This is a genomic window from Paraglaciecola sp., assembly GCF_039964565.1.
In the GTDB taxonomy this organism is placed as follows: domain Bacteria; phylum Pseudomonadota; class Gammaproteobacteria; order Enterobacterales; family Alteromonadaceae; genus Paraglaciecola.
In genome coordinates this window covers 205,057-224,108 of record NZ_JBDVXF010000030.1, presented here as the reverse complement: position 1 = coordinate 224,108, position 19,052 = coordinate 205,057, and the positions used below count along the sequence as shown (strand labels likewise).

Below are 19,052 nucleotides of genomic sequence, written 5' to 3'. Positions count from 1 at the left end.
ATTAACATAACGTGAACATTTAATGACAAAAAACAAGCAGCTACAAGTGTCGAGCAGGGAGCTTCTAGCTTTAAAAACTGATAAGAAAAAGGGGGGTTGATTAAAATATCCTCTTTGATTGCAAGTGAAGTTTACCGTACAACAATACTTGCGTAGCTCGTAGCTCGTAGCTCGTAGCTCAAAAATTTATATTTAACTTACAGGACAACACAATGAAATTATTACGTTTTGGCGAAACAGGCCATGAAAAACCAGGGATAATAGATAACAACGGCGATATCCGCAGTCTTGAAGGGGTTGTGGATGATGTTACTGGTGACATGCTTGGTGCAGATAGTTTAAACAAAATAAACGCATTAGATTTAGCCACCCTACCCTTGGCACCAAAAGGAACCCGCATAGGGCCGTGCGTAGGTAAAGTAGGTAAGTTCATTTGTATAGGTCTTAATTATAGCGACCATGCCGCTGAGTCTGGTATGACACTGCCTGATGAACCAGAAGTATTTACTAAAGCCACCAGCGCAATTTGTGGTCCAGATGACGAGATTATTAAACCCAAAAACAGTACTAAAATGGATTGGGAAGTAGAATTGGCTCTGGTCATTGGTAAAGAAGCAAAATATGTTTCTGAAACCGAAGCGGAAGCCTATATCGCCGGTTATTGTGTATGTAATGATGTATCCGAACGAGCGTTTCAACTTGAACGAGGCAGTCAATGGGATAAAGGCAAAGGTTGCGATACCTTTGGACCAATCGGCCCATGGCTAGTCACCAGCGATGAAGTCGGCGACCCAACCGATTTAGATATGTGGCTCGAAGTAAATGGTAAGCGTTATCAAAATGGTAGCAGTCGTACTATGGTGTTTAAGCCTGCATTCATCGTCAGCTATTTAAGTCAATTTATGAGCCTACAACCGGGTGATGTTATTTCAACGGGCACTCCCCCAGGTGTTGGCTTAGGTCAAAAGCCTCCGGTTTATCTAAATGTAGGTGACAAAATTCAGTTAGGAATTGAAAAGTTAGGCACACAAACACAAACAGTAGTTGGCTATTGTTAGTGTAAATTGGTTATCATGTTTAAAACAGTTTGCGAGTCTTAAACATGCAGTACCGTAATCAATGAGAAATCGTTTTTTTGTTATAATTATTTTATATTCTGTTTGGAGCTGGGGTGATGCCGCAGCTTCATCAAATCAATATATTGGCTCGGACAGTTGTAAAAGTTGTCATGAAATTGAACATCAGCAATGGCAGACTTCTGACCATCATAAGGCAATGCAATCACCTAGCGCTGAATCAGTTCTGGGTGACTTTTCAAATAAAACCGTTGAATTTCATAATATTAAAAGCCGTTTTTTTGTTGAAGATAAACAGTATTTTGTTGAGACCCAAAATAAACAAGGCAAAACGCAAATCTTTCCGGTTATCTATACATTTGGTTTTGATCCATTACAGCAATATATTTTAGATACAGGTAATGGCCATATGCAGGCGTTTAATATCGCGTGGGATACTCGCCCCGATGCCGATGGAGGACAGCGTTGGTATCATCTGCAACCCGACGAATCTATCACCAACGAACATCCGTTTTTTTGGCAACGGCATTTTCAAAACTGGAATAGCCGTTGCGCTGAGTGTCACACCACCGGGTATGACAAAAACTATCAATTAGAAACAAACAGTTACGCCACGCAGTTTGCTGAAGCAACAGTGGGTTGCGAGAGTTGCCATGGTCCAGCGGCTTTACATCAAACACAAGCTACCTCTAACAAATTTGACGCCAATAAAGGCTTTACTCAACAACTGATTAAACCACCTATTTGGGGTTTTGCTCCTAATGATCCCATTGCTAATTTAGTGAGCGAAAGAACCAACCAATACATGCAACAGTGCGCTGACTGTCATTCACGGCGCTTACCTATTGCGGACAAAACACAAACCATCAACAACGCCCCAACAGATTATCACGACACTAATAGCTTAAGTTTATTGTCGACAAATTTATATTTTGATGACGGTCAAATAAAAGATGAAGTGTTCGTAATGGGGTCTTTCTTACAAAGTAAAATGGCCAAAGCGGGGGTGACTTGTTCGAATTGTCACAATCCTCACAGCGGAAAGTTAAAGTTACCGGGGAATCAAACTTGTACTCAATGCCATAGTGCGGCTACTTTCGACATACCCGAGCATCATCAACATAAGGCAGATTCACTGGGTTCTCAGTGTGTTGAATGTCATATGCCATCACGCACTTATATGCAGGTAGATGATAGACGTGATCATAGTTTTGTGCTGCCTAACGCCGCAGTATCGGCCGCTATTGACTCACCCAATGCCTGCATGAACTGCCATCAAAAAGAAGATTTACCTTGGGTAGCAACCCAACTTGCGATCTGGCGCAGCGAACAACCTAAGTCTAGCTCTCCCCTAGCGCAAACTGAGCATTGGACTGACATACATCGACTACCAAACAGCGAACAACTGCCCTTTGCAAAACAACAACTGACAAAAACCTCACCTATAGTGGCTGCAAAATTACTAGAAATCATCAATCGTCAGCCAAGCCAAGAGTCAGTCACGTTAGCAATTGAACAACTCAACTCACAAGAACCTTTGTTAAGGCGCGCTGCCATTGACGTATTACGTGCCTTACCGCCTAATCAGGGCTATCAGTACCTATACCCAATGTTGAAAGATCCCGTAAAATCAGTGCGTTTTCATGCCAGCTCATTATTAGCATCTTGGCTATCACAAATACCCGAAACCTTGTTGCCAGAATTATCCTTTGCAATAGAGGAATATACAGCTTCCTTGTTGCTCACCGCAGATTTTCCTACTTCTCAACTTAGTCTTGCGCAATTGGCTTTGGCGATGGGAGACAACAAAAAGGCGCAACAACATTTCGAGCAGGCGTTAATCATTGCGCCTAACTTGCCTATTGCCATGTTGTCACTTGCAGATTACTGGCGGCAAACCAACAATCAAACAAAAGAGCTGGCGATATTAGAGAAAGCGGTCGCTATACACCACGACTTTGCTGATGTATTTCACCAATATGGTTTATTTTGGGTACGTAAAAAGGAATATTACAAAGCGGCGAAATGGTTAGTTAAAGCCAGTGAACAAAACGATGCGCAACCCTACTACGCCTATGTAGCAGCCACTGCCTTAGATACTATAAAGCGCACTACACAAGCTGTTGATATGCTGCTACAAGCTAACCGTCGCTGGCCGCAACAGAACGATTTGTTATATTCACTTGCGCTTTACAGTGAAAAAACCAAAAACGAGGCGGCACTGAAAATGGCCCTAAAAGATTTACGGTCGTTGATGCCAAACAACCCTCAAGTACAACAGTGGTCGCAACAATATGATCAATAGTTTTGACTATTAAAAACACGCCCTTCGCTGCTAATGCCTTAGGACCGAAGCCAATAGGCTCAAGCAGTAGCTTTATTGCGAAAGTGGCTTAGTATTTTAGCTATATTTTTGATCTTAGGATAACGCTTAGTTTGGTGAAGAAATGACTTGGTGGCGCTCAACAAAATCAATGAATTGTTGTTCTGGAAGTGGTCGACTAAAGTAAAAGCCTTGTATTTCGTCACACCCCATTGAGGCTAAAATATCCTGTTGTTCGAGCCCCTCAACTCCTTCGGCGATAACTTTTAATTCTAAGTTTCGGCCTAATTCAATAATGGTACGCACAATCGACTGGTCTGCAGCTTGATGCTGGATATCTTGAATAAACGACTGATCAATCTTGAGTTTATCAATATTGAATTTACGAAGATAACTGAGGGAAGAGTAGCCAGTTCCAAAATCATCTATTGCTAGGTGTACACCTAGTTTTTTAAGCTCCTCTAAAGTTTCAATGGCCTCAAGTTCATTATATATGATGACCCCTTCGGTCACTTCTAGCTCTAGGTTTTTCGCTTCCAATCCAGTCTCTTTTAATACACCTTTTACTTTGCTCAGAAAATCTTTACGGCCAAATTGTAGAGGAGAGATATTGACAGCCATAACCAAATCCTTCCAACCTGAATTTACTAAATTCTGTGCTTTCTTACATGCGGTATGTAATATCCAATCACCTAGAGAATCAATAAGGCCGTCACGTTCTGCCAAAGGAATAAACTCACCTGGGGCAATCCACTGCCCATTTCTTTCCCAGCGAATAAGTGCTTCAGCACCAATTATTTTGTTATTCGAAAGCGCTAACTGTGGTTGAAAATACAACTCAAACTGCGCCTTTTCAATCGCCGTCCGCATGTCTTCAACTAGCTGCTGTTGGTAAAATAATTTATCGCCCAATTGAATATTAAATACAACATGACTTTTATCACCGCTTCTGGCCGACTTATCTAACGCTGCTAAGGCATTTTTGTGCAATTGTGTGTAGTCACTGCCATGTTGGGGAGCATTGGCGAAACCAAAATCAAGTTGCACTTGATATTGGCAATGGAAAATTGTCGAACTTATCTTGGCGTCTATTTGTTCAACCAAATTGTTTATTTGTTGGTTATTCAAATCACAGGTGCAAACTAAAGCAAAACTTTTTTCACCGGTATGGAAAATACGGAAACCCGTCTTGTGTATTGACAACAATATGTTGTCCAATGCAGAAGCCACTTCTTTAACGACTGTCGCTGCAACGGTTACCCCTTGACCCGACATCAACTGACTAAAAGAGCGAATTTCAAGCAGTCCAAAAGTAAATGTTTGTTTAGTTTGGCACAGCTCGGTGACAGCTTTCTCTAGTTCATATCGATTAAGTAACCCCGTTTGAGGATTAAAACTCGCTCTATACTGTAATTCTTGTTCAAATTTTTTACGTTCCGTAATATCAGTTAAATGCATATCCCATTGCTGTAAATCTTCAAGCCAATGCAGATCACATTGAAAATAGAGTTCGGCTATTTGATATTCAAATTGTTTAGAATCATTCGCCCCTTCTTCCAAAAGTTGTTTTTGATGCTCTTCAATATCTTTGGCTAGCAACAAATCCACTTTGCCTTCGGCGAACCCTAAATTTTTGAGTAAATTTTCAGTGGCAGGGTTGTAATAGGTCACCACATTTCGATTATCAAGGCTAATTACTGGATTAGGGTTTCGTGTAGAAAAAAGTGAAAGTCGTTGATTATAGACAGAGGTATAAAGATAAGCCTTAATCGCCTTTGCCACTATAAACGCCACAATCAAAGTAGCAAATCCATACAACACCACAAATAATCGAACCAACTCTAGGCCATTTAAAATAACCATTTCCGAGTCTTCAACTTTTTGTTCGGTTAAATTGATTAACTGCTGAATTTGAGGGCTGGTAGCTCGGCGTACATCACTAATGGTGCGCAATTGCTCACGGGCTAAATCCCAGTTGGTTTCGGTGGAAGTAATGTTTGCTACAAACGCTTCTGCAAGTTTGTTCAACTCAACCAGACTAGACTGAGTAATACGTAAAGGTGGTATATCGCCAAATCTAACCAGTAACTCATCAAATGCATTTTGTGCCTGGAGGTTACTTTTGGCGTAACCTAGTTGGAAATCACTTTGTTGCTGGGTCGCATAGAATTCGTACAAGAAGCGTTCTTTTTCTATCAAGCTGCCGTTTAATTTGCTCAACAGATCATATGAAGGAATTTGCTGTGCTATTAAATCAACGGTTTTCTGGGCGATATTCTCACCTTTATAAAAAACCACTCCACTGACGGCCATTCCTAAAACCAACACTAGTGCAAATATTAGGTTGATAAGCTTATTGGAAGGTTGGTTGAGAATATTGATCGACAATGCAAAAAACCTATCTAGGTAACACTTAAGTTAAGATAAACCAATAGGACACTAAAATGAAAAACCCACGTTTATACATTTCCTTGTCCTATCAATTATATCAATGTTTAACGAAACGGCGGCATGCCTCCAGGCCCACCTGGAGGCATCATGCCTTTCATATTACGCATCATTTTTTTCATGCCTCCACCAGACATTTTCTTCATCATTTTTTGCATCTGAGTAAATTGTTTTAGCAACCTATTTACATCTTGAATTTGCGTGCCTGATCCTGCTGCAATGCGGCGTTTTCGTCCGCCCTTTATCACATCTGGGCGAGTGCGCTCACCAGGTGTCATAGAATTAATAATGGCTTCCATTTGTACAAACGATTTATCGTTAGCCTTATCTTTAATTTGCGATGACATATTGCCCATGCCCGGCATTTTATCCATCAACGACATCATGCCGCCCATACTGCGCATTTGCTCCAATTGTTCCTTGAAGTCTTGTAAATCAAACCCTTTACCTTTTTGTACTTTCTTGGCGAGTTTTTGCGCTTTTTGTTTATCAACTTTGCGTTCAACTTCTTCGATTAGGCTTAACACATCCCCCATACCCAAAATACGCGAAGCGATACGCTCAGGATGAAAAGCCTCTAGCGCATCAAGTTTTTCACCCATACCGATAAACTTAATGGGTTTACCTGTGATATGCCTAACTGAAAGTGCTGCTCCGCCTCGCGCGTCACCATCAGCTTTAGTCAAAATCACACCTGTTAGCGGTAACGCATCATTAAACGCTTTAGCGGTGTTAGCGGCATCTTGTCCAGTCATTGCATCAACTACAAACAAGGTTTCTACCGGGTCAATCGCCTTGTGTAGTGCTTGAATCTCGCTCATCATTTCGCCATCAACATGCAAACGACCGGCTGTATCTACTAACAACACATCAAAGAAATTCTTACGAGCAAAATCGATGGCCGCGTTGGCTATATCAATTGGCTTTTGCGTTTCAGATGATGGGAAGAACTCCACGCCGACTTCTGTGGCGAGGGTTTCAAGTTGTTTAATGGCTGCCGGTCGATATACATCGGCACTGACCACCAATACTTTTTTATTTTCACGTTGCTTTAATAACGAAGCTAATTTACCAACACTAGTGGTTTTACCTGCCCCCTGTAAACCTGCCATTAGCACAACGGCGGGAGGTTGTGCAGCCAAATTCAAGGACTCATTAACCTGCCCCATCACCGTCTCTAATTCGGACTGAACAATTTTAATGAATACTTGTCCGGGATTCAGACTTTTACTTACTTCTGTACCTACCGCCCGCGCTTTAACTTGCGCAATAAAATCTCTTACTACCGGCAATGCCACATCAGCTTCAAGCAACGCCATACGCACTTCGCGTAAAGTGTCTTTGATATTATCTTCGGTGAGTCGCCCTTTTCCGCTAATATTTTTAAGGCTTTTGCCTAAGCGTTCGCTAAGATTTTCAAACATGTACAATGCTACCTAGAGTTTTTTATGTGGATATTATATAGAAAATGCTAACAGATAAGAATGCTCAAAAGCATATCTATACAGAGATTTTATCAGTTAATGCTTAAAACTGAATTGGACTATGTTATGTATTGAGAATAAGTGTTATTTTCTTTAGTAACTAGTTGTCACTTTGTTCATGGAAAATTCAATAAGTAAATGTCTATCTCTGCTCTCCTAAATATTGATTCAGGTGGTCTGTCATGTTGACGGTCACCATTTGTTGTATTTTTTATGTGCTGGCATCGAGCATTATTGTCGCTGGTATGTTCCGTGAAAAAGGTCCTAATAAGCCCGCAGCTATTTTAACTGTAGTGGTTGCTATTGCTCTGCATCTTTTTATTTTAAGTAGCGAAATATTAATTGAGCCCGAAATGGGACAAAATATGAGCATGTTAAATGTCGCTTCTTTAGTGGGCTGGCTAATTAGCGTTACTATGCTTGTGGCTTCTTTTAGATTGCCCAATACCATTTTATTACCCGTTGTTTATGGTTTCACTGGGTTATTAGTGTTACTCAACAGTTTGATACCCAACTCCCATGTAATGCAAATCAGCGTTAAGCCGAATTTACTGATTCATATTAGCTTGGCATTGTTTGCCTATGCGTGTTTGGCCATCGCATCGTTATATGCCGTGCAATTGTCTTATATAAATTTACGCCTAAAAGAAAAAAATGCTTCACTGTTACATTCTTCTTTGCCGCCTTTAATGGCAGTCGAAAATATCCTGTTTAAATTATTGCTCGTAGGCACGGTTTTACTGACGCTATCATTAGCCAGTGGTTTCATGTTTTTAGATGATATGTTTGCCAAGGAGCAGGCACATAAAACCCTCCTTTCTCTTTTAGCCTGGGGGCTTTATAGTGTAATTTTGATTGGCCACTCTCGGTTTGGATGGCGCGGAAAACCGGTTATTTGGTCGACAATATTAGGAGGTATATTGCTTACCCTAGCCTATTTTGGAAGTCGATTTGTTAGAGAAGTCATACTTAACGCTTGAATAGCAATTAATTTGCCCTTAAAGTGCGACTTCATTTTTACCATAGGATTTCCATAGTTGGAAGACATTGCCACCAGTAGTTTATTTATAATTCTCGGTGTTTTGATTTTATTCTCTGCATACTTTTCAAGCTCAGAAACGGGTATGATGTCGATTAACCGGTATCGCCTCAAACATCTTGAAAATGAAGGGCATAAAGGTGCTTTGAGAGTACAAAAATTGCTGCAACGTCCGGATAGATTAATTGGACTCATTCTAATTGGTAATAATCTTGTCAATATCGCCGCGTCCTCCATTGCGACTATAATTTGCATGCGTTTATTTGGCCACTTAGGGCTTGGGGTAGCCACAGCTATCACAACCTTTTCTTTGACCTTAATCATTTTGATTTTTGCAGAAGTAACGCCTAAAACACTAGCCGCTTTATACCCTGAAAGAATATCGTTTCCTAGTTCGTTTATTTTATTACCCTTACTGACATTGCTTTATCCTTTTGTGTACTTGGTTAACGGTATATGCAACGGTTTATTAGCGTTGTTTCGAGTTAGGCCCACTGGTAATGATGGCAATAGTCTTAGTCGTGAAGAGCTTCGTACTGTTGTGCATGAAGCTGGCGCGTTAATCCCGCAAAAACACCAAGAAATGTTAATGGGTATTTTAGACCTCGAAAACGTCACCGCAGAAGATATTATGGTGCCACGCAGTGACATTGTATCTATCGACATTAATGATGAATGGAAAGATATTCAGAAAAAATTAGTCAACTCACAGCACACTAGGGTTTTATTATATCGAGATAGCATAGACGACGCAGTCGGGTTTGTGCATGTCAGAGATGCGCTTAGACTACTTTCGAAAGATGAATTCAGTAAAGCGACTTTACTTAGGGCTGTGCGCGAAATTTATTTCACTCCTGAGTCCACCCCGTTACATACCTTAATGTACAAATTTCAAGAAGAAAAAGAACGCATTGGTTTGGTGGTTGACGAGTATGGCGACATACAAGGTCTAGTGACCCTAGAAGATATATTGGAAGAAATTATAGGTGATTTCACAACCAGTTTTTTACCGGACCACAGTAAAGAAGCCAATCTGCAACAAGACGGGAGCGTGTTAATTGACGGCAGTGTCAATATTCGTGAACTCAACAAAGAGTTAGATTGGCAATTCCCAACCGAAGGACCAAAAACCTTAAACGGATTAATTTTAGAGTATTTAGAAGACATACCTGAAGCTAATATTGGGTTGCGCTTAGCCGGTTACCCGATTGAAATCTTAGAAATGAAAGACAATATGGTCAAAACGGTGAAGGTACTACCAGAATTTTATCGTAATGATGAAACCCATTTTTCCGAGTAGTTCACACTTCAGTTTTTAGTCGATTATTTTTAATTTTGTTTTTGAAAAATTCTACTTTTTCGTTCAAATTTGTTAGGCGATCATAAATCCCCTGAAGCTCATCATCGTGAGTCAGTTGCGATTCATTTACATGATATTCCAACGCCTGTTGTAAGACAGCCGGCAAACTTTTGCTAATCATATTCAGCATATCGGTTCGTACAAAGAATTTCTTAAACTAATTTAAACCGGATGATAGATATTTTCAATTACCCCAGTTCCATTGTTAGCATCATAGTCAAGAACCACAAGACTTGATGTGTCGAACAACATAGTTTGTTTGTCTCTGTGCACCTCTTCAAGGAAGTAACTGACAAATGGCATATGGCTTACAATAAGAAAAACATTGATAGAGGGTGTGTTCTCAATTAGGACTCTTACGAAATCATGTGCCACTTTCGGGTCGCCGTCTGGTGTCACATCGTCACAAATTTTTGTCTCCGTTATTGTCACCTCAGAACTAAGTTTTTGTTGTGTTTGCTGAGCGCGAACATAACTACTGGCTAGTGCAAAATCAATTGAAATATCTGCGCCTAAATAATTTGCTAACCATTTACCCGCATCTTTCGCTTGTTTTTCGCCGTGAATCGTTAAACTGCGCGTCTTGTCCTGCACTCGAAACGTTTCAGCTTCGCCATGACGCATTATAATTAATTTCATAGGTCTCGCGGAATTTGTGTTTGCAACATTAAGGTTTGTAACGGCTAATATAGCAAAATATATAATTAAAAATCTGCCCCTTTAAAAATATAGTTTATGCTTGAAATGTCTTATACCAATCAGTATAAAGAATTGCTATTTCAGAAATTTCAGGGCGATTTTGGGCAAAACGTCGCTGATCGGAATAACAATATGAGCTTAGACCAGCTTTGATGGAGCTATTTCGTCAGTAGTTGCATTACTTCTGAGTTTTTTGACCTAGAGCAAAATTTCGAGCTTTGGGTTAACACTTACGCCATATTCATTTCTCAACACGAATTACAATTTAGGAACAGACAATTTTGTTAAAGAGTGCCTACGATAATCGTCAATTTAACCACATAAAATTGGCTAATGGGCTGCGAATTTTGCTAGTACAAGACCCTAATTGTATGAAAAGTGCCTGCTCTATTACTTTTAATGTAGGCCATTTTGATGATGATAAAGACTGCCACGGTATTAGTCATTTATTGGAACATATGCTGTTTTTAGGGAATTTGAATTATCCACGGCCGAATGAATTTAATGATTTCGTTAGCACCCATGGTGGTTGCATTAATGCATTAACAGGCACTGAATACACAAGCTATTTTTATGATATTGCTTGTGAATATGAACAGCAGGCGCTAGTCCATTTACGCGCAATGTTTAATAAACCTCTTTTCAATCCGGCACTTATTGAAAAAGAAATTAATGCAATAGACTCGGAATTTCTATTGAAACTAAAAGACGATTTACGACGTCTTTATCAAGTTCACAAAGAGACATGTAACCCTAACCACCCCTTTAGTCAGTTTTCAGTAGGAAATAAGGATACGTTCGCCCCTTTCAGTTGTGACCAACTGCAACAAAAGTTACAACGTTTGTTCCACGGTTTTTATCAACCGCAAAATGCTTGTTTATGTTTAGTTAGCCAGCATGATTTATCAATTACAGAAGGTTACATTCGTGAACTATTTAGCGATTGGTCTGGAAATTGTAAGTTAACTCGCGACGCGCAACCAGCATTGTACCTAACCTCAAACTTAGGTGTACAAATTAACATATTGCCTTTGCAAAAAGCCAAAAGAATGATTTTAACTTTTGCACTTCCGCAGCAACGGTCACATTACAGAAGTAAACCTTTAAGCGTTTTGAGCCACATTCTAGGTGATGAAGGTGAAGGAGGCTTACTACATTTCTATAAAGCTCAAGATTGGGCAACAAACTTGAGCGCCGGTGGCGGCGTCGAAGGCAGTACTTTCAAAGATTTTAATATCAACCTGCAGTTAACGGATAAAGGAATTGCACAAAGTGATGCGGTAATCACCGCGCTATTTTCCTATATTCAATTGATAAAAGACAATGGAATTGAACCCTGGCGAATTAAAGAAACCGCCACGCTAAATCAGTTAATGTGGGACTTTCCGGATCGGGCAAAAGCGATTGACGAAGCAAACCACTTTAGTCAGGTAATGTTCGAATATCCAATTCATCATCTAGTGGCTGGCGACCATATTTTGGATAAACCAGACGTGGGCATAGTTTTACAAATGTTAGATTTTTTCTGCCCCGAAAATATGCGCATAAAGGCTGTAAACCCTTCAGTGAACGTTAATCAAACTGCCAAGTGGTACCAAACACCTTACAGTGTTGAAAGTATTTCAACGCAGCGAATGCAACGTTTTTTGAGTGGTCAATGGCGATCTAGTTTTATGTTGCCAAAAGCGAATCAATTTTTACCAACATGCAAAACATCACAACCAATTGATAAACATTATGTTTTGCCTAAAAAAATTATCTGTGAAAACGGCTTAGACTTTTGGTACGGGCAGGACAATAAGTTTAAGCAACCTAAAGGCGACTGCTTTTTAACCTTTGATTGTCCCGCCATTAATGAAGGTGTACAGCTGACAACAGCGAAACGACTTTGGGTAGCGCTATTAAACGAAAAACTTAACCAAAAGTATTACCAAGCCAATTTAGCGGGTATGCATTTTCATTTTTACCCTCATCAAGGAGGGTTTTCCTTGCAAACTAATGGGTTTAGCGCAAACCAATTGGAGTTTTGCACTAACCTTTTAACGAAAATAGTCATACACGAAGATTTTTCTAATAGTTTCTCTCAGGTAAAAGCGAAACAGTATCAAGGCTTATCTAACGCGGTTTTGAATAAACCCATCAACCGACTATTTGCGACGCTTGCAGTGATTATGCAGCAACAAAATCAAGCATCATCAGACATGATACAAATAATGGAAAACTTAACCCTTGATGATGTCGAATCGACCAAAATAAAACTACTGAACCAATTTCACTTAGAGGGAATGATGTATGGCGACTGGTCTCAAGAAGACGCTAACCAAGTAAGTGTTGATATTAAAGCATTTAGAAAAAGACATGAACCCGCACAGAAAATCCATAGAGGGGTAGCAGATATTAGACATGATAAAGCTATTTCTTTTGAGGTAGAGTGCCAGCATAAAGATCCAGCGGTTGTCGTATATTTTCAAGCCCCTGATGCGAGTCTTAAAAACGTTGCATTAACCATTTTGGCAGAACAATTATTAGCTACCCCCTTTTTTAATCAATTGCGGACCGAGCAACAACTAGGGTATTTAGTTGGTAGTGGTTACATCCCTTACAATCAGCATCCTGGTATTGGTTTTTATATTCAATCACCACAACACAGTGCAGAATATTTGATAGATGCCATTCACCTATTTTTACAGCAAATCGCTGAAAACATTCATCAGTTTACTCATATTTGGGAGCCGCTCAAAAAAGGAGTGATAAAACAATTAATGGAAAAAGACACTAATTTAAGTATGAAGAGTCAACGATTATGGATGGCAATTGGCAATCAAGATACCCAATTTTCCTACAATGCTAGGATGACTCAAACCATTGAGGAAATTGATTTTTCAGCTCTTAAATCCTATCTCTTTGCATTAGTATCTAGACAAGGCTTTGGGGAAGTCATTTTGTACAGCGCCACTTCATCACAAACACTTTTGAGGTTTCCAACACATGTAATTACAAGCATTCAAGATTTTAAATCAAGCATACAATACATTTAGAAATTGGATTATCTAGTTAAAAAAGCAACAATCAGACACTTTTATCCTTAAGACTCCTGTTTAATCAAGATTAACACTTGTAGCAGCCCTATAAATTAGGCATATTTAGGGGTGGGCGATATGGATATGCTGCCGACAGAACCCAATAATATAAGAAGGTAGAAGACTACCTCAAGGTGAGAATTGCATATTCGTAATTTACTAACATTCCGCAGTTTTTTATTGCCGCTATTTCTGTGCATCTTTCTGGTGCATGCTTCTCATGCAGCAAACAACGTTTTTGTTAAATATTCCAAGTCTCAAGGATTAGTACAAAATACTGTCACCAATATTATTGAAGATCCTAATGGATTCATGTGGTTTTCTACTTTTGAAGGGCTGAGTCGCTTTGATGGATATGAATTTAAGAACTACAGATATTCGAACAAAGACCCTAATTCTCTTCCAAATAACTTTGCCAAAAAACTTCTGCTTGATTCCCAAGGGGAACTTTGGGTTGCGACCGGAAATGGGTTAGCCAAATACAATCCGTTAACAGACAATTTTAAACGTTATACCAAAGATAATAGTCAATTAAATAGTAATGAAATATTTACTATTGCCTTGAATCATGACGGTAACTTATTAGTTTCCACCGCAGAAAACCTATACCTCTACGACAAGCAAGTCGATTCGTTTCTGCCTTACTCAGTTAATGGTGAAAATCTGCCCGCTGATATCAAAGTGATTTTTAGTGAACAAGATAAAACGTGGTTGGGCAGTTTAGCTAGTGGTATTTTTATTTTAGAACATTCCACAAATACTTTATTTAGTATGAAAAAAGATAACCCTTGGAACGTACAGATAAATGCTAATGCTATATTAGATTTAAAAAAGATTGATAATTACTATTGGCTCGCAACAGGAAGTGGAGCTTTTAGGATTGATGCCAATCTTACGTCGGTGAAACTTTTAAATACTCATAGTGAACCAGCAATTATTGGGGACTCAGTATGGAGTATAATAGAAAATAAAAATGGTAATATCTGGATAGGAACAGAAACAGGGATAAGCATATTGACCCCTGATGGCGACCACTCATTCTCATACAACGATCGAAATAATATTAACTTTGGCTTAAAGAGCTCATTTATTCTAAGCCTGTTCATCGACTCCAACAATTCGATTTGGCTAGGCACCTATTCTGGTGGAATTTACCGATACAATGCTGATGGTTCAGAAATAAAACACTTCCGAAAAGAAATTAATGAGTCAACAAAAAGTCCTACTGTAGACGGACTATCTGGAAACAATATTTGGGGAATATCCGAAGATAAAAAGGGCAAAATTTGGATAGGAACTCAAAACAACGGTATAAATCAGCTCGATACTGAAAATTACGTTTTCAAGTCCTTTTTGAGCGAATTTGAACACCATATTTTTGCTCTTGAAGTCGATGACTCCGATCAAATTTGGGTAGCGAGTTCTGGTGGCATTTTCGTTTATTCGCAAACTAGTGATTCAGAAATAACCTTGGTTAAAAATATTTATCCAGAAATGGCTGTTCTAAGACTAAAATATTTTTACGGTCGTATGTGGCTACGCTCTGAAAATGGAATAGTGAGTTGGATTGATCCTAAGAGTTTAGAAACGAACAAAATTAATCTCACTAACGATAATATTAATTACATGGATCCACTTCATGTAGATACTGATAAAAACCTTTGGCTAAATACAAATTTAGGGATGGTACTGTACAACCTTGAAAGCAAATTAATTAAGCAATTAGTCATAGAATTGGAAACTTCTGTTAGGCACTTTAACTCTGTAATTGAAACCCAAGACAGTTATTGGGTATCGTCTTTGACACAGGGAATTATCAAACTAGATAAAAACTCGTATCGTGTGCTCAAAAAACTTAGTGATCAAAATGGACTGGCAAGCAATCAGATCCTCAAATCAATAGAATTCAAAGGTAGCTTATGGGTATCTCACGTAAATGGTGGTATAGATGAGATCTCTTTAGAGACAGGTAAAGTATTGCAGAATATTGCAAATGGGCGATTCGGGTTTAATGAGCTAAACGAGGATTCTGGATTACTCACCAGCACAGGCAATATATTATTTGGAGGTACCGATGGTTTATTAATGTTCGATGCTAACAAATTGTCTTTTAAGTCTAATGAACTAAAAAGCACTATTGAACAACAACCAAAAAGAAAAACACCAACAATTACTCAATTGCGCTTGTTTAATTTACCTATATCAATTCATTCGGATAATTCGCCGCTTTTAATTCCTATCAATTTGTCGAGTAGCATTGAGTTGCCAAATGGGTCTTCCATGCTAAGTATTAAGTTTGCTGAATTGAATCCCGTTAATCCAGAGGCGGTAAGATATCGTTATAGACTTGTGGGTTTATCCGATAAATGGATAGAGACAGATGCAGAATCGTTGAGGCGAGCCGAATTTTCGTACTTGGATTTTGGCAGTTATAAATTTGAGGTCCAAAGTAAGAGCCCCTTAGCTGCTTGGTCTGATTCCAAATCACTACAAATCAACATCGCCCCCCCCATATGGTTAAAACAAAACGCGTTGATTTTATATGCATTTCTAAGCATTTTGATTTTACTTTATTGGTTCAAACAAATCCGCTCTCGGAATGCGATACGCCAATCCATAAAAGAAAACGAAGAACGCTTAAAATTAACGCTCTGGAGTAGTGGAGATGAGCTTTGGGATTGGGACATCTACCAAGGACAAGTTTTTCGTTCAAACACTTGGGGAACGTTAGATTTTCCACAGGATGATATAAGAGTAAACAGCTCATACGAAGCCAATATTCACTCCAATGATATCCAGCGTGTGCAGCAAACACTAAATGAACATCTGAGCGAAAAAACCGAGCACTACGAAATTACCTATCGAGCCAAGACCTATAAAGGTGACTGGATTTGGATCCTTGACCGAGGAAAAGTAGTCTCTAGAGATAACAACCATCAGCCACAAAGGATGACGGGTACATTAAAAAACATTAGTCATCTAAAAGAAGCTGAAGAGCAACTTAAATTATTCAAACGTTCTATTGAAACCATATCTGATGGTGTATTTATCACCGACACCTCTTTTAAATTTATCTCGGTCAATAATTCATATTGTCAGTACACAGGCGAAACTCGCGATCAAGCCTTAGTCAGTTATTTAACATTTCATCAATATCCCGGGGCTTTTACTGAAGAAGTTAAAAAATCATTACAACAAAAAGGTAATTGGTTTGGAGAGGTGGAGTCTAGGCGTTCCGATGGCGAAAAATATGAAATGGAATTGAATATAGATGCGATCACCGATGAAGATGGCAAGATAAGTCATTACGTTGGAGTATTTTCAGATATTACTTCGCGTAAAGTGACAGAAAAAGAATTGCTTAAGTTGTCAAATACCGATCCTTTAACCGAGTTACCTAATCGCTCGTTCTTCCAAGCGAGCCACAACAATATTGTACGCAGAGATACTCAGCATGCTTTAATTTGTTTGGATATGGATAACTTCAAAAAGATTAATGACTCCCTAGGGCACCAAACTGGGGATATATTAATTAAACAAATTGCAAAACGGTTACAGAAAATAGGGGGAACCAAAGCTACCTGTTATCGACTTGGCGGTGATGAGTTTAGTATTTTAATTGATAACTCTACCGATATTCATTACATCACACATTTTGCACAAACAATATTAGATAATATGGCGCGACCATTTATTATCAACAAACAGGAGTTTGTGCTCGGCGCGAGCCTTGGTATTGCTTTTTATCCAGAAGATGGCAGTAATCCACAAGAGCTGTTGAAAAATGCCGACACTGCAATGTATTTTGCAAAAAATTCTGGAGGCAATAAATACCAGTTTTTCAGTGGTGAAATGAACCAAAACGCAGTTCGCCAATTACAAATAGAAAACCTTATACGACATGGTTTAAAAGAAGATTTATTTACGGTTTTTTATCAACCTAAAGTGGATATTGCTACAGGTAAATTAGTCAGCATGGAAGCCTTAGTGCGCTACGAACACCCAGAGAAGGGATTAGTTAGTCCCGCACAGTTTATTCCTTTAGCGGAACAAACAGGACAAATCATAGAAATTGGTGAAGTGGTTCTTAGAAAAGCCTGTGAAGACACTAAACGTTGGGTTGATGCGGGCCTCTTCACTGGCCGTGTCGCAGTGAATATTGCAGCCCGCCAATTTGAGATCCCAGACTTAGATGAGCGTATTGCCACCATTTTACATAAATCCGGTTTATCAGCGCTGCACTTAGAGTGTGAGATTACTGAAGGCACACTGATGCAAAATCCAGAGAATGCACTCAGGATGATGCAACGTTTACGTGAACGTGGTATTCACTTAGCTCTCGATGACTTTGGCACGGGTTATTCATCCCTTGCGTATTTAAAGCGCTTCCCCATTAACACATTAAAAATTGATAAAGCTTTTATAGATGACATTGCGAAAAGTGCCGAAGATAAACATATGACCCAAGCCATTATCACTATTGCCCATAATTTAGGATTGAAGGTAGTGGCAGAAGGTGTTGAGAATGAAAATCAATTGTCAATTTTACGACGCTATAAGTGCGAAATGTTGCAGGGCTACCTTTACAGCAAGCCATTAAATGCCACTAGATTCGAGCGGCTACTAAAAGAAAACCATCAATTACAAAAAGTTATCCAAAGTACTAGCGTTTAAGTCATTTTCAAACGTAACGCCCAATCCCTTACCACATAAGACATCCAGAAAATTAACTACCCGAGAATAAAAACATAACACTGTTTTATATGGTAAATATTATTCACTTTTCAATGTTGGCACAGTTCTCGCTTTTATTACGTTGACCGGCAAAATAATGTCGGCATAAACGTCAATAAAACAACGAGGAAATAAAAGATGTTAAAATCTTATGCGGTAGCACTAGTATTAGCCACAACTACTCCGGTAGCCGTTAAATCAGTAGAAACTGTAGAAGCACCTGCTAAAAACCAGACTGCTACTACAACAACCACTGCAGATACCACTAAAAGCGGTGTAAAAACTGGTAAACATTGGTAAACCGCACTAGATAATCTTAATGCATTGTCTATGTTTGTGTTACTAGTAGTGATTCATCAATAGTGGCTAGCCATCTTACGATGAAACATCTAATTCAGTTAATTGCTAACTGAATTGACTTTAAAAAAACAAAAGAGAAGGATCCTCTTTTTTTTTAAGCTCGGAAAAGCGCTTTACCCATTCCTCTTGCTTTAATTAGTTTTATTCTTTGCCTAGATCTAAACAATGGATAGATAACCGGTCCAAAAACCAACCCCGCCAATGCCCACCTTTTTGCTGTTAAGCCCGTCTTAAAAGACTGTACATAATACATCACGCTAAAACATACTGAACTTATGAAAAACAACAGCAACTTGTGAACTCCTGCGTTAGGGTAATTAAAATGGTATCTACTAGAGCGTACTAAAATAGCAACACTCTTGGAAAATGGGCCGCGATTCTACCAAAACCTAGGCCATAAAAAAGCCCAACTTTGCTATATGAAAGTTGGGCTTCGAATAAGAAATTAT

The 19,052-nt window shown here is 39.1% G+C and carries 11 protein-coding genes; 7 read left to right on the top strand and 4 right to left on the bottom strand.

Features of this window, described 5'->3' with window-relative positions; translation table 11 throughout:
* Positions 1 to 212 precede the first annotated feature (212 nt).
* Together ABJK37_RS14180 and ABJK37_RS14175 are read left to right on the top strand one after the other, a co-directional pair.
* Complete coding sequence (locus tag ABJK37_RS14180) at positions 213 to 1,058, top strand: fumarylacetoacetate hydrolase family protein (RefSeq protein ID WP_348355056.1); 846 nt, start codon at positions 213 to 215, stop codon at positions 1,056 to 1,058.
* A 61-nt stretch (positions 1,059 to 1,119) separates the two neighbouring features.
* Entirely contained in the window at positions 1,120 to 3,381 is a 2,262-nt protein-coding gene (locus ABJK37_RS14175; RefSeq protein WP_348355053.1) for a multiheme c-type cytochrome, read from the top strand.
* A 126-nt stretch (positions 3,382 to 3,507) separates the two neighbouring features.
* Here ABJK37_RS14175 and ABJK37_RS14170 read toward each other — a convergent pair whose 3' ends face one another.
* Both ABJK37_RS14170 and ffh read right to left on the bottom strand, forming a co-directional pair.
* On the bottom strand, positions 3,508 to 5,787 hold the full coding sequence (locus ABJK37_RS14170) for a bifunctional diguanylate cyclase/phosphodiesterase (protein ID WP_348355050.1): 2,280 nt from the start codon (positions 5,785 to 5,787) through the stop codon (positions 3,508 to 3,510).
* 107 nt (positions 5,788 to 5,894) lie between these two features.
* Positions 5,895 to 7,271, bottom strand: a complete 1,377-nt coding sequence (gene ffh / locus ABJK37_RS14165; RefSeq protein ID WP_348355047.1) for a signal recognition particle protein — start codon at positions 7,269 to 7,271, stop codon at positions 5,895 to 5,897.
* 242 nt (positions 7,272 to 7,513) lie between these two features.
* Between ffh and ccsA the strand changes: the two genes are divergently transcribed.
* Together ccsA and ABJK37_RS14155 are read left to right on the top strand one after the other, a co-directional pair.
* A complete protein-coding gene (gene ccsA, locus ABJK37_RS14160; RefSeq protein WP_348355044.1) occupies positions 7,514 to 8,311 on the top strand; it encodes a cytochrome c biogenesis protein CcsA in 798 nt (265 codons plus the stop codon).
* Positions 8,312 to 8,368: 57 nt separating this feature from the next.
* Complete coding sequence (locus ABJK37_RS14155) at positions 8,369 to 9,670, top strand: HlyC/CorC family transporter (protein WP_348355041.1); 1,302 nt, start codon at positions 8,369 to 8,371, stop codon at positions 9,668 to 9,670.
* 1 nt (position 9,671) lies between these two features.
* On the opposite strand, the gene ABJK37_RS14150 is transcribed toward ABJK37_RS14155, so the two are convergent.
* Both ABJK37_RS14150 and sixA read right to left on the bottom strand, forming a co-directional pair.
* Positions 9,672 to 9,860: a hypothetical protein gene (locus ABJK37_RS14150; RefSeq protein WP_348355038.1), complete on the bottom strand. Its 189-nt coding sequence runs from the start codon at positions 9,858 to 9,860 to the stop codon at positions 9,672 to 9,674.
* A 32-nt stretch (positions 9,861 to 9,892) separates the two neighbouring features.
* On the bottom strand, positions 9,893 to 10,369 hold the full coding sequence (gene sixA, locus ABJK37_RS14145) for a phosphohistidine phosphatase SixA (RefSeq protein WP_348355035.1): 477 nt from the start codon (positions 10,367 to 10,369) through the stop codon (positions 9,893 to 9,895).
* 341 nt (positions 10,370 to 10,710) lie between these two features.
* On the opposite strand from sixA, the gene ABJK37_RS14140 reads away from it, so the two are divergent.
* The 3 genes from ABJK37_RS14140 (at position 10,711) to ABJK37_RS14130 (ending at position 18,543) form a co-directional block, all read left to right on the top strand.
* The gene (locus ABJK37_RS14140; RefSeq protein ID WP_348355032.1) at positions 10,711 to 13,467 is read left to right on the top strand and encodes an insulinase family protein; all 2,757 of its coding nucleotides are present in this window, start codon (positions 10,711 to 10,713) and stop codon (positions 13,465 to 13,467) included.
* Between the two features lie 183 nt (positions 13,468 to 13,650).
* A complete protein-coding gene (locus tag ABJK37_RS14135; protein ID WP_348355029.1) occupies positions 13,651 to 18,183 on the top strand; it encodes an EAL domain-containing protein in 4,533 nt (1,510 codons plus the stop codon).
* A gap of 198 nt (positions 18,184 to 18,381) precedes the next feature.
* On the top strand, positions 18,382 to 18,543 hold the full coding sequence (locus ABJK37_RS14130; protein WP_348355026.1) for a hypothetical protein: 162 nt from the start codon (positions 18,382 to 18,384) through the stop codon (positions 18,541 to 18,543).
* Positions 18,544 to 19,052: the final 509 nt, after the last annotated feature.